Origin of the sequence: Kordia sp. (assembly GCF_965224175.1) — a bacterium.
Classification (GTDB): Bacteria; Bacteroidota; Bacteroidia; order Flavobacteriales; family Flavobacteriaceae; genus Kordia.
On the sequence record NZ_OZ245041.1, the window covers coordinates 1,036,292 to 1,050,641 of the forward strand.

6 protein-coding genes are annotated in these 14,350 nt (G+C 33.7%); 1 reads left to right on the forward strand and 5 read right to left on the reverse strand.

Features of this window, described 5'->3' with window-relative positions:
• Nucleotides 1-44: 44 nt before the first annotated feature.
• The 3 genes from ACOQOS_RS04605 to ACOQOS_RS04615 form a co-directional block, all read right to left on the reverse strand.
• On the reverse strand, nt 45-1,583 hold the full coding sequence (locus ACOQOS_RS04605; protein ID WP_420573793.1) for a YifB family Mg chelatase-like AAA ATPase: 1,539 nt from the start codon (nt 1,581-1,583) through the stop codon (nt 45-47).
• Between the two features lie 159 nt (nt 1,584-1,742).
• Nucleotides 1,743-6,968, reverse strand: a complete 5,226-nt coding sequence (locus tag ACOQOS_RS04610; RefSeq protein WP_420573794.1) for a S8 family serine peptidase — start codon at nt 6,966-6,968, stop codon at nt 1,743-1,745.
• Nucleotides 6,969-7,370: 402 nt separating this feature from the next.
• Nucleotides 7,371-8,024: a hypothetical protein gene (locus tag ACOQOS_RS04615; RefSeq protein WP_420573795.1), complete on the reverse strand. Its 654-nt coding sequence runs from the start codon at nt 8,022-8,024 to the stop codon at nt 7,371-7,373.
• A gap of 475 nt (nt 8,025-8,499) precedes the next feature.
• On the opposite strand from ACOQOS_RS04615, the gene ACOQOS_RS04620 reads away from it, so the two are divergent.
• Nucleotides 8,500-10,041, forward strand: a complete 1,542-nt coding sequence (locus ACOQOS_RS04620) for a LamG-like jellyroll fold domain-containing protein (protein WP_420573796.1) — start codon at nt 8,500-8,502, stop codon at nt 10,039-10,041.
• 23 nt (nt 10,042-10,064) lie between these two features.
• On the opposite strand, the gene ACOQOS_RS04625 is transcribed toward ACOQOS_RS04620, so the two are convergent.
• Together ACOQOS_RS04625 and ACOQOS_RS04630 are read right to left on the reverse strand one after the other, a co-directional pair.
• Nucleotides 10,065-11,408: an ATP-binding protein gene (locus ACOQOS_RS04625; protein ID WP_420573797.1), complete on the reverse strand. Its 1,344-nt coding sequence runs from the start codon at nt 11,406-11,408 to the stop codon at nt 10,065-10,067.
• A 100-nt stretch (nt 11,409-11,508) separates the two neighbouring features.
• Entirely contained in the window at nt 11,509-14,292 is a 2,784-nt protein-coding gene (locus ACOQOS_RS04630) for a hypothetical protein (protein ID WP_420573798.1), read from the reverse strand.
• Nucleotides 14,293-14,350: the final 58 nt, after the last annotated feature.

The following is a 14,350-nucleotide window of genomic DNA, read 5'->3' on the forward strand; positions in this document are numbered from 1 at the left end:
GTATCGTAGAGAAATTTAAAGTATCTACGGTACTTTTATTTATATTACCCTAACCAACCTTCTCTATCAAGACTTCTGTATTGAATAGCTTCTGCTATATGATCCGGTAAGATATTTTTTTGTTGTTCTAAATCGGCAATGGTTCTTGCTACTTTTAAAATTCGATCATATGCTCTAGCAGACAAATTTAAGCGTTCCATAGCAGTTTTGAGCAAGTTGAGCGCTTCTGCATTTAATTTACAGTACTTTCGAATTTGTTTTGTGTTCATTTGTGCATTGTAATGTAATATTTCAGATTCCTTGAAACGTTCAGTTTGCACTTCTCTTGCTTTGATGACGCGTTTACGAATAATTGCACTTGTTTCTCCTTTTCGTTCTTCGGAAAGCTTCTCAAAAGGAACTGGCGTAACTTCTATGTGAATGTCTATTCTATCTAGTAAAGGCCCTGAAATTTTCCCCATGTATCGCTGCATTTCTAAAGGTGATGAAGCCATCGGTGAATTTGGATCATTGAAAAATCCGCTTGGACTTGGATTCATACTTGCTACCAACATGAAACTACTTGGATACGTAATGGTAAAACGCGCTCTAGAAATGGTGACTTCTCTGTCTTCTAAAGGTTGTCGCATGACTTCTAGTACACTTCGTTTAAATTCTGGTAATTCGTCCAAAAATAAAACTCCATTATGCGCCAACGAGATTTCCCCGGGTTGCGGATAACTTCCACCGCCGACCAGAGCGACGTCACTTATGGTATGATGCGGATTTCGAAACGGTCGTTCGGCAATTAAACCTGACTTGTCTTTTACATTTCCGACAACTGAATGAATTTTGGTTGTCTCTAAAGCTTCATATAAGGTTAATGGCGGTAAAATAGAAGGCAATCGTTTGGCAAGCATTGTTTTTCCTGAGCCTGGTGGGCCAATCAGGATAATATTATGTCCGCCAGCTGCTGCGATTTCCATACAACGTTTTATACTTTCTTGTCCTTTTACATCAGAGAAATCAAATTCAGGAAATGCTAGATTCTTTAAAAATTCGGCGCGTGTATCAATAATAGTTTGCGTTAGTGGTTCACCATGATCAAAGAAATTAATGACTTGTTTGATACTTTCTACTCCATATACTTCTAAATTGTTTACTACTGCTGCTTCTTTAGCGTTTTGCGATGGTAAGATGAATCCTTTAAAACCTTCTTCGCGTGCTTTGATTGCTATTGGTAATACTCCATTGATCGGTTGCAAACTTCCATCCAAAGACAATTCGCCCATAATCAGATATTTTTCAAGATTTTCTGATTGTATTTGATTCGACGCAGCAAGAATACCAATCGCTAAAGTTAAATCGTAGGCACTTCCTTCTTTCCGTAAATCGGCAGGCGCCATATTGATTGTAATTTTCTTTCCAGGAATTTTATAACCGTTGTTTTGTAATGCTGAAGCAATACGGTAATTACTTTCTCTAATAGCGTTATCGGGCAAACCAACCAAGTGATAACCTATTCCTTTAGCAATATTTACTTCTACAGTAATGGTAGTAGCTTCAATACCAAAAACGGCACTTCCGTAGACTTTTTTGAGCATTTTATTGATGTGTTTTTAATAAAACTATCATATTACAAGCAAGAATCCTAGAATGATTTCGTAAGCGTTATATATTTTGTATAAGCGTATTGTTTTAAAAAGAAAAATCCTTGTTTTTTAAGTAAAACAAGGATTTTTGATGTGTTTATATTTGTGTATTTACTTTTTGATGACTTTTATATTATCTAAATAAGTACCATCTTCAAAGTTTAATTTCATGATATATACGGCTTCTCTATAATTTTGAAAATCTATAGTTCCTGATAAGTTATTTACTTTTTGAGTCACTACTAATCTTCCTAAGAAATCGTATACTTGAACATTTTTGATCATTTTTCTAGCAGATACATATAATTCTGATGCTACAGGATTAGGATAGTATACTACATTTTCTCTTAAAGTTTCTTCTTCTATTCCTAAAGTAACACACATAATTTCTGCGTCCCATCCACTACCTGTAACACTAGAGTCTGATGTAAAGACAAATGTTAAAGCTCCAGATGGATCTGTTGATTCTACTGTTCCTGGCGAATTGGATCCGTTACCAGTAAATAATAATGGGTATGTAGCATCTGGACCATTATAAATTGATAAGTAATCACAGCAGTTTTCTAATTGGAAACTATGGAATGTTGCTCTTATTATGTCTCCATCATTTTCAGGGAAAATTGTTTCTGTCCAGTTTTCACCATTTTGATAATTACCAGTAGCTCCTCCAGAATCATAGAAACGATCTCCTGAACAATAATTAAATGGCGTTTCAAAAGTTCCTGCTGTAGCACTTGAGTTACCATCAGTACAAATTGCTTTTATGTATACATCATATGCTGTCCCAGAATCTAAACCTGTAAAGGTATAAGGATTATCTACGGTAATTGTTCCCATTCCTGTTGGTGAAGTTCCTGTTGGTACAATTTCTACTTCCCAACTTGTCGATGTTCCTGTTTCTGTCCAACCAATTGTAAGTGATGATGCTGTTACAGCTTGTAATTGTAAGTTACTAGGTGAATTTGAACAAGCTGGCAATTCATCAATAGAAATATCATCTATTAAAATATCATTATTGTAAGGTTGTGATGAACTATTTTCTGTAATGGTATAACGAACTTGTATTTCATTAGGTAAATTATATGTGCTTAAATCATATATAAATGTTTCCCATCCATTGTTTGCAGTAGCTCCTTGTAAATTTAGAAGCTCAATCCATTGTGTTCCGTCATTTACTTCTACAGAAAGTGTGTTGTAGAAGTTACCAGACGAATTGTAACTAAACACAGAGAATTCTAATGCAGGCGTCGTTAAATTTGTAATATCTATTGTATTTGTTGTTAACGTACTTATTTGATTTAGTCCATTTGGAGATGAACCATCAATCCAAGCATAGTTTGTTCCTCCACTAGGCGTATGATCGCCAGCATTACTAGCTGCGTATGCCGCATTTGTATTAAAATTCCAGCCTTCACTTCCAGACTCAATCCAGCAATTTGGCGTTGTGTTACTAGGGAAAGTTTCCAAGAATGGTGCTATTATAGCTGTACAAGTTGTTGAAAATCCGCTTGCATTGATCCAGTCAGAAGTACCATCAGTACAAATTCCTCGTAGATATACATCATACGCTGTGATTGGGTCTAATCCTGTAAACGTATATGGATTATCAGTGGTTACAGTTCCTGTTCCAGTTGGAGCAGTTCCAGTTGGTACAATTTCTAATTCCCAGCTTGTTGCTGAACCAGTTTCTGTCCAGCCAACAGTAAGTGTTGATGATGTTGCTGATAATAATTGTAAATCTAGCTGTGTATTTGGACATGCCGGTAATTCATCAATAGAAATATCGTCTATCAAAATATCATTATCATAAGGATTTGAAGGACTATTTTCTGTGATTGTGTAACGAACTTGTATTTCGTTAGGTAAACTATATGTACTTAAATCATATGTAAATGTTTGCCATCCATTATTCGCAGTAGCTCCTTGTAGGTTTAATAATTCTACCCATTGTGCACCATCATTGATTTCTACAGAAAGTGTGTTGTAAAAATTACCCGATGAGTTATAGCTAAATACTGAAAATTCTAATGCAGGATTAGTTAAACTTGAAATATCAATTAAACTAGTGGTCAATGTACTGATTTGATTTGGTCCATTTGGAGATGAACCATCAATCCAAGCATAGTTTGTTCCTCCGCCGGGCGTATGATCTCCAGCATTAGCAGCAGCATATGCAGCGTTTGTATTAAACAACCAACTCTCGCTTCCAGATTCTACCCAACAATTTGGTGTTGTATTGCTAGAGAATGTTTCTAAGAATGGAGCTGCTATTGCTGCACATGTTGTAGATAATGAATTTACATTTATCCAATCTGAAGAACCTCCTGTACAAAGAGATCTTAGATATACATCATATAAAGTATTGGACGTTAACCCTGTAAAAGTGTAAGGATTATTTGTAGTTACAATTCCTGTTCCTGTTGGAGCTGTTCCAGTTGGCACAATTTCTAATTCCCAACTTGTTGATGTTCCAGTTTCTGTCCAGCCTACTGTTAGTGTTGTTTCTGCTGCAGATAGTAACTGTAAGTCTGTTGGTATATTTGAACAAGCAGGTTGTGTTTCACAAATAATCGATGCATTCCAACCAGAACCCGTAACACTGCTATCTGATGTAAACACAAAAGTTAAAGCTCCACTAATATCTGTAGATACTACGGTTCCTGGTGAATTACCACCATTTCCATTAAACAATAAAGGATACGTTGCATCTGGACCATTGTAAATTGATAAGAAATCACAGCAATTTTCTAACTGAAAACTATTAAACACTGCTCTTATTCGATCTCCTGTATTTTCAGGGTAAATAGTTTCTGTCCAGTTTTCACCATTTTGGTAGTTTCCAGAAACTCCTCCTGAATCATAAAAATGATCTCCTGAACAATAATCAGGTGATGTACAGAATTCGTATGGTCCTCTCCAGTTACTTAAACCAACATCGCATTGACTTCTTACATAGAAATCATAACAAGTATCAGAACTTAAGCCTGTAAAACTAGGGTTCATTGTATTCACTATAGTTCCTGTTCCCGTTGGCGTGTCACCTTGTGGAACATATTCTATTTCCCATCCGCTTGCATTTGAATTTATAATTTCTAGAGTTATAGAAGATGAAGCTGCAGACTGAATTATTAAATCTGTGTTACTAGCACAAGCCGTAGAAAAACTATATACTGTTGAAAAGTTACCATCTCCACATGAGTTTATTGGTTTTACTCTCCAGAAATACTGACTACCTTCAGCTAAGTTTTGAGCTTCATATTCGCTTGTTGCTACTGTAGTGTCTTCTATTATGTTTGTAAAAGCTGCTTCTGTCGCTATCTGAATTTGATACGAACTAGCATTTGTGATCGCTTGCCAAGTAAATACAAGTGGAATTTCTAAGGAATCTTGTGTATCTGTAGGTGACGTCAATGTAACATTTTCTGTTAATCCATCATAGATGTTTAGCGTAACAGGATAGTCATAAGTAGCTTCTGTAGATACTCCTCTTACAGTAAGATCATATGAGCCAGTAGCAACTGTTGAGATTCCAGATAACTGAAGACTAAATGTATTTTCACTTGTAACTGTTACTGGAGAAAACGTAGCATTTAATCCTGCTGGAGCTCCTAAAAGTGAAAGTTGTACATCATCATTTGCCGTGATTGATCTGAAAAAGTCAAAGTCAGCTGTTAATGTATCATCTGTATTACATACTTCTAAATTATCTGAGTTTTGAGATTCAAACCAAAAATCATTTTTAGAAACACCTGTTATGATCAAAGAATACGCTTGTTGATTGTTTACTAGGTTTCCTTTGTGAGTCACTACAAATTCATAACTTCCTGTTGGATTGTCAATTTGTATTTTTTCTACATTATCAACAATATTATCTCCTGTTGTTGCCGCAGCAGTAGGATTATTAATATCTAGTTTCCAAGGGAAAATTTCCGTACCGTTTTTAAAAACTCTAACATCTAAATCATTTACTAATACTGGTGTAGCATCGTCAATAGTACTTGAAGGCAATGTACCTACAGGATCTGTCCAACAGATGGTTACTTTTATAGGTTCTGTACCTAATGCTGTATAGTTGATTGAATATGTTTCATTTTGTTGCAGCGTATTTTCATCCATAATGGCGAAAAAATCTTTATCTCTAATTATTACCGCTGAAGCTTCTGCGTTAATTAATCCCCAACCAAATCTATAATCTGGTCCTGGATCAGTTCCAGCTTCATCAGCAGTATGAATCATCAGTGCTCTTAAAGTAGCCGCTCTCATGTATTCATTATATAATTCGTTGTGGTATTGCTGTAAAAGTAATAGTGTCCCATTTACAGAAGGTGAAGCCATAGAAGTTCCAGAAATTGTATCGTAACTTGTATTACTGTTATCAAAAGCTGAAAATGTATTTACTCCTTTAGCTGAGATATCTGGTTTTATTCTTCCATCATCTGTTGATCCCCAACTACTAAATGAAGACATGAGTACACTTCCTGGTCCTGTATAATTTATTACTTCTGAAACGGCAGCAACAGTGATTCCGTTTTTAGCCATCGCATGTCCAAGTAGCAAGTCATAGCCATTTTTGGAAGTATTATAACCTCTACCACGTGAGTTTCCTGCTGCACATACAAATTGAAAGTAAGGTGCATTGAACATGATATCATCAAATGCTTGTGCATCATCTTCGTATTTCCCCCACTGATTGATTGATACAAAAGCAGGATTTGGTCCGTAAGAATGATTTGATAATAATAAACCATTACTTGCAGCAGTTGATACTTCTGATACATCATTATTCCAATCGTATGAATGTCCACTAGCCATAAATGCCATACCGCGCGCAAGTCCGTTTTGAACTTGATCAGTTCCTATTACAGTTCCGGCAACGTGCGTAGCGTGATAATGTGAAGAAGTAGCACCATCCATAACTGTCATTCTTCCAGAGAAAAGTTCGTGAGTTGGCAATGCTTGTCCAGCATCCCAAATTCCTGAAATCATGTTTTCTCCATGAACATCAAGTCCTAAACTTCCTCCTGTGTAGAGTGTATTTGCTCTCGACGTGATTCCTGCGCCTTCATTATATGTTTGATGATAAATTGGTCTGTTGTCTCTAGATACTCCTACTAATTCAGAATACGTTCCGTCTCTGTCAATACGGTATTCCCAATTATTTTTTGTAGCAATAGCTAAAAGATCACTCTTAGTGTACTTACTTTTATATTTTTCCGCAATTTTTAATAATTCACTACTATTGTTTTGTTTTTTTAACTTCTGTCTTTCTTGCTCTGTCTGACTAAACAGTTGAAGTGTGAATATCAATAGTAGAATTGATAGTAATTTTTTTTTCATAGTTTTTAATCGGTTTTAATAATTACATGCTTTTTTTGTAAGTATCGATTGCAAAATTCTTGGGTATGAATTGATTTTTTTGAATAAATTTATTTTCAAAAATACAATGCGAGATTTACGTTTTGGTAACTCCTTTTGTGGCTTTTAGCAATTGTAATATGGGGAAATAGTATTTATAAATATAGATAACTATATACTACAAATAATATAAAACGTTTATGTTTTATACATTCAGGACTTAAAAGTATGTTTTTTTTTACAAGTTTCCTAAAATGATTCCATTAGGATTTAAAATTTTGTAGGAGCGTTTATTGTTTTTTATTAAAATCTCCACAAAACCGTGTTTTTCAACAGAATTGACCTGTTTTGAAATTAAGGAATGCTAAGTTTATTACTAGATTTTTATTTAGAAACAAACTTTCCAGAATCAATATCATAACTAACTGAAATTTCATGCATGTTATCCGTAAATCTCAGAGCCGTTTTTGGAGATGTAATTGTTGTCACAACAGTATTACTTCTTATTTGAGATTGTAACCAAATATACACCGTTGAATATGGTGTCATAGTCGCTGTACTTCCTAATAATACTGGTGCTGCTGAAACAGCATTTCCTTTTATATTCATTCCATTGATGTTAGCATCTTGAAAAAGTCCAAGTGTCATAATTCGTTTTTTTGAGTTCTCAGTTTCAGGAATGGTTCCTTCAGAGTAATTATTTGTAAGCGTATAAAAACCTTTAGTTCCTCCACTCAAAGGTCCATCAATGGTAGCGTTGCTTTCCAACTTATAAAGTTTACCCATTGATGCACCAATCGGTATAAATGCTAGTTGATTCAATTCTGCTCCACTTTTCAATTCGCTCGTAGAGGCATAAATTCCATAGTTTTCTTCCCAAGTTATCGTATTTGCATTAAAAGGTTTAAACACTTGCCAAGCTACATTTGGATCATTTCCATTAATAGATGGTTTTGAAATGATTACATTGGCTCCTGTTTCATAAATAGCGCGCAATTCATTATCGGAAAAGAAAATTTGTAATTTATATGTTGACATAGATATTCTTTATTTAATTTAACTCTTATTATTTTGAAGATTTTTCAAACATACCTAATTATTAATTCTTACATAAGTTACAATTATTTTTCTTTTAAAAAAAGCCTCAATCTGGTATCAGATTGAAGCTTTACCTATTACTAGTTATTGTAGTTTAGAAAGTAAACGAATTATATCTTCCGTCACCTTCTCAAGTAACACCGAGGCTAATAGTTTTGTTGTAGATAATTCCTCTAACATTTCTATTAGATAAATATTGTGAATTTACTAAGTATAGATCGGTGTAATTTTTATTATTTATAAGAGAGTCTCTATTGGAAGGATTTGTTACCCTATTTTTTCTAGACTTTTTATATTTTTTATTATTTTTAGATTACTTGTTTTTATAAACCATCAACACAATTTATTTGTAATCCGCTTTGTTTTAAATAGTTTTGAACAAATAATCAATTGAAATTAGGTAAATACATTTATTATGATTAAAAAATATGTTTTCACTTTTTTTACTATATTTTTTTTACAGTTTTTCTTATTTGGACAAAATATTACAGAAGGACTTCAAGCACATTATGAGTTTGATCAAACTTTATTAGATGGTACTGAAAATGATAATGATTTAAATACTTCAGACGGGACTATTTCTTATGAGTTAACAACTGTTAATGATTATGCTATTTCTTTTGATGGTAATTCTCAAACATCTACTATTTCTAGTTTTGACAATTCATCATTCACTGAAATAGCGGTTTCTCTCTGGGTAAAATCAAATACTACAACTTCCAATTTACAAATTTGTTTACAAGGTGCTTACATGGGCTTTGGCGCATATATACAGGCGAACTCTGGTAAGTTTATTGGCTTCTTTGATAGTAGCTCTTCAGGATCTTATGAAAGTACTAATGCTATTACTGATGGTTTATGGCATCATATTGTGATACAGAATAATGGAACCACAACTTATATGTATGTTGATGGTGTGTTAGATGGAAGTATTAGTGAAAATCTAGTAGTTGGAAATGGCACAAGTACCAATAAATTGTATCTCGGAAAAAGTAACTTAGGAGTTCAAAATTTCACAGGTTCTTTAAATGATGTTCGAATTTATAATAGAATGCTAACACAATGTGATATTGATGCTTTATATGGAATTAAAAAGTTACCTGTAGCTTCTTTTCTATTTGAGAACAACCTTATTGATTCTGTTAATGACAATGATTTAAGTTCAGGTTCATCAATTAGTTATGAAACATTTTCTACAGGTGATACTGCCATTGTTTTTGATGGTAATTCGCAAGTTTCTTCAATTGCAAGTTTTGATAATACATCTTTTACTAAAGCTGCAATTTCATTATGGATAAAGTCTAGTACAGTTACTTCTGATTTACAAATTTGCTTACAAGGTGCTTATATGGGATTTGGAGCGTATATTCAGGCTAACTCTGGTAAATTTATTGGTTTTTTTGATAGTAGTTCTAGCGGCTCTTATGAAAGTACTAATGCCATTACAGACGGAATATGGCATCATGTTGTAATTCAAAATGATGGAACGACAACATATATGTACATTGATGGTGTTTTAGACGGTAGTATTAATGAAAATTTTGTAGTTGGAAATGGAACAAGTACCAATAAACTGTATCTTGGAAAAAGTAATCAAGGAGTTCAAAACTTTACAGGTTCTTTAAATAATATTCATATTTATGATAGAATCTTGAGTATTTGTGAAATTGAGGAAATGTCACAGGTTTTGAGTGTTGTCGAACATACAGATAGTAAACAAATTAATTTTTCTATATATCCAAACCCTACAAATGGTGTATTTTTGATCGATTTGAAAGATCGTTATGCTAAGGTAAATTTACAAATCTTTGATATTACAGGTAAACTTATTAAAGAAGAACATTACTCTCAAACACAATTAGTAACATCAAAACTAGAAGTTGCAAAAGGTATCTATATTGTAAAAGTTTTCATAGGAAACAATAATCCTTTTGTATCTAAACTCATTAAAAAGTAATCGTAAGAATAAGGTCTATTTTTTTAAACCATTCTACCTTCTTTGATGAATTCTCTTTGAATAGCTGTTGTTAAGATTTCATTGGTAAGCTGCGTTCCGCCATTAGCTAAGACTTGCAAACATGCATATTGCACAATGTTTACAATATTAGCTCCCGTAACTTCATAATCTTCTGAAACTGTTTGTAAATTGAGTTCATCACTCATAAAAGCTTCTGGAATGTATTTTTGCCATAACCTTAGGCGTTCAGGTATTCCTGGACTTTCAAAGTCAATGATGGATTGAAATCTTCGTGTAAATGCTTTGTCAATATTACTTCTGTAATTGGAAGCTAATATGACTAAACCTGAATGTGATTCTATGCGTTGTAGTAGGAATGATACTTCTTGGTTTGCGTATTTGTCATGTGCATCACGTACGCCAGTTCGTTTTCCAAAGATTGCATCAGCTTCGTCAAAGAAGAGAATCCAATCTTTGTTTTTGGCTTTATTGAAGAGATTTGACAGGTTTTTTTCTGTTTCTCCAATGTATTTGGAAATCACTAATGATAAATCGATTCGATATACATCTTTTCCTGTGTGCTTTCCCATCAAACTTGCAGTAAGCGTCTTCCCTACTCCTGGCGCACCGAAAAACATGACTTTGTATCCTGGCTTGATTTTATCTTTCATGTTAAAATCGTTGAGCAAGGTTTCATTGTGTTCCATCCAAACAAGAACATTATTGACTTCATTGAGTGTTTTGTCACTCAATACCAAATCGTCCCATTCCATTTGTGTTTCTAACAGTTCAGCAGGAAAATCTTGACTCAATTTTGGCTTTGAAACCGATCCGTAAACAAATAGTTCTATATACTCAATATCCAATAATAGTGTTCCGCTAATTTTTGGTTCACTCGCAGGAACATTTCCTAGACTTAGTATTGATTTTTGGTAAAAAGCATGTTCTTCATTAAAGATAGAAATGATAAAGTTTCGCGCTCGGTAATTGTCTCCAACAACAATGTATATGGCAGTTTCTCCTGTGGGAATGATTCCGCGATACTGTGTTCCTTTGACTCCGCCGAATTCTGGAAAATCGCTTCCATCTGGAAAGTATTCTGAGAGAATATCGGTTAAAAATCCTGGTGCAATGTATGGTAACATCGATAGCAATAGGATAAGAATTTCATGTATTTGGAAATTGTTTTCGGTGACAAATTTTGAGAATTCAGAATCGTCATTAGCAAAATCAAATGTAGGAAAGTTTATGACTTCTTCGCTTCCTGAAGCTTCTGCAAGTCTATATCGTACCGCTTGTTTTATGTAATCTATAAGTTCTGTAGTCATGGCTTCTTCAATGGATTTATTTGCTTGTAAAAGCAGCACTTTTATGTGCTAAAATCGAACATATAAATAAAAGAAGATTGCTAGTTTTATGAAACCGTTGAAACACTTTTTCTGAGGGTGTTTTTCCCCTTTTTACAGATTAATCATTACATTTTATTTTCAATTCTTCTTTGAGTTTACAGATATCTTTTTTGATATATTCGCTGTTTTTTAGGATGCTGTCATAGTATTTTAAGGTACTTTCGCTTAAGTGTCTCGCCAAAGTAGGTTCGTATGTATCCCATGTTTTTCTATTCGTGATATCTTCAGTAATTGCGTAGATTTCTTCGTTTTTTGCTTGTAAGAAGTTGATAAGCCTATCTCTAATTTGTATTGTTTCGTTCTTTGCATTTTTGATTGTTCCTTCTATTTCTCCTCCAACAAAACCTTCTACAGCATCAATTGTTATGACTCTCGGCAAGTAGATTGGCATGTGTCTTACACGATATTTTTTATCGTTTTCAATTGTGTCATTTAAGCTAGTTAATTCTTGAACTTCTTTTTTTCCTCTTTTTTCTAAACGTTTAATTAAGTCACTGAAATAATCTGGATTTTTATCTAAATTGGCTCCAGCACTGATGACAGCTGATAGATTTCCTTGTTCTTTTTCATTAAATTGAATGAAATCAATTCCTGTCGAATCTTTAAATTCTTCTAACAGGTATTTTACGTAATTCGTTTGTCCATTGATGATTTCTACAAATATGACATTGGTTTCAGATTTTATGATCGGTTTTTTTCCGTTTTTGAGTCGATCGTACCAATCTAAACTTGTCAATAAACCACTGTTATCAATAGCACCAGCATCAATATAATGTCCGTAGCCAGATATTTTTGCAGCAGGACTAAATCCAGGAAAACGATTGGTACAAGAAACAGCTTGATAAAAAGATATGACTGGTCGTTTACCATCTATGATTGGCTCAAGTTGTGCTAAATTGTCTGCATTTAAGAATAAGTCTCTTTCATTTTGATCAAATCGGACAGAACTAAAAACACCTCTTCTTCCATTGGTTTTTGCTGTGTTTACTAATATTGCTGGAAAGTATTTATTTTTATCATAAATACTGTCTTTCCAGTATCCTTGAAAAGATAGTGTGTCTAATTTTCTACCTTCTCTGTCTTCTAATAAGTTTCTGTACGCTACCATAGAATAATACGCTCTGTCTCTGTGTTGACTAAGTTGTCTGATTAAGACAGCTTTTCGAATAAAATCCCAACCTAAGGTATAGGAAATGTCCATAGAAGCATAATTTTTTCGTGCTACAGTGTTTATTCGTTTGGTAATTTTTTCAAAGCGATTTACAGTATCTTTAGGATATTGTCCTGCCAAAACTGCATACATAGAAAGTCCCATCATTCCGCCTGAAGCGCCTGAAAAGGATGCCGTTTGATCTAAAAACTCACCTTTTGTTTCTTGTTGAATGTGATTGAGCAATTTCATTGTCCAGATATTCGCTTTGAGTGCGCCTCCATGAGAAGCAACAAATATGAGTGGCTTGTCGTTTTGTACTTTACGGTTCAATACGCTCATGTAATCGTTCATTTTTAAGACTTCATTGTCTGTACGAACTACGCAAGTATCGAGTTCGTGTACAGGACTTTCTCGCCAAACCATAGACAAGCCTATGATCAGCGCTATGGCAACTAAATAGTAAGTCGTTTTCTTTCGTCCGTGTTCCACAAATTTCCCTTGTTGTTGTAGTGGAATAATTCGTGATATTTTACTTTCTTCTAAACCTGAATATCGTAAGTATTCGTCTTCATCAATTTCATTACATTGGTAAGCAATACTTTGCCTTTTGATTGCTTGGATGACGAATAGGTATTTTAAAATACACGCCAATCCGTAATAGATAATGTATAAATAACCTAGTAATATCACCATTGCGCTGACCAATGGTAAATCGTATGCTACTGCAATATTACTGTAGACGATCAAACCAAAAATCAGTAATGCTATGACAAAGAAAAATACGACATAGTTGAAATTTACTTCTATATTTCTGATGAAACGTATTGACATGTAGTCGTAGAGTTTTGATCGAAATAAGCGGAAATAAATATAGTTTACAGCTAATGATAACGTTAGGAATTGTAATAAGAAATATGAAGTTGTGTTAAATACTGTCCCAAATGCTGTGATGAGTAGTAATATGATTGAAATTGTACTGATAGCATAGAACGTTATAACGCCGTAATTGTAGAATTTTTTGTAGAATTTCGCATCGCCAGTGTTCGTTTTTTTATGTTCTTTATTCTTTTTTTCTACTTGTTGCTTTTTTGGCAACATGATAAGCATTATGATAAATGGGCAACTGTAAAAGAATAGATTCCACCACCAAATTCCGTCTAAATTATTGTACGCATATTGTAATTTTGGCTCATAGGTTTTGAAGATGTAGTACGTCCATATTGAGAAAATCATCAATCCTAAACTGTAGCGAAAGAATTTTGCTAAATAATCTTGCTTGTACTCTTCTTTTGGATTTTCACAATCCGTTTGCACTTGCACTTTTGGCTTTTTGTTGAAGGTAAATATTTTATAAAATCCCAACCAAACATGTGCATACCAATAGTTTTCATCTTTGCTGTCATTAATGTCTTTTGCGTAATATATGTAGATTGGATAGTGTGAAATGACCAAAGCAAATACTGAAATGATGATGTAGCATAAGATGAGTGATAGTGGCGCATCTTCAATCATATCTACTAAAAGTGTATACGCTTGATCGAGTGCTTTTACTAATAAAAATATGATTAATAGAATGATTATACTCAGAAATGAAGATCTTCGAAATTTGTTGAGCGAAGCAAAAAAATGATATAAACCATTTCCAAATTTCGTCAGTATTGATTCACTTTTTTTTTCCTCAGCTTCCATAATAGTACGATTTTACTTTCTTAAATATACAAAAATAGATTTGCGGGGATTTTTACTT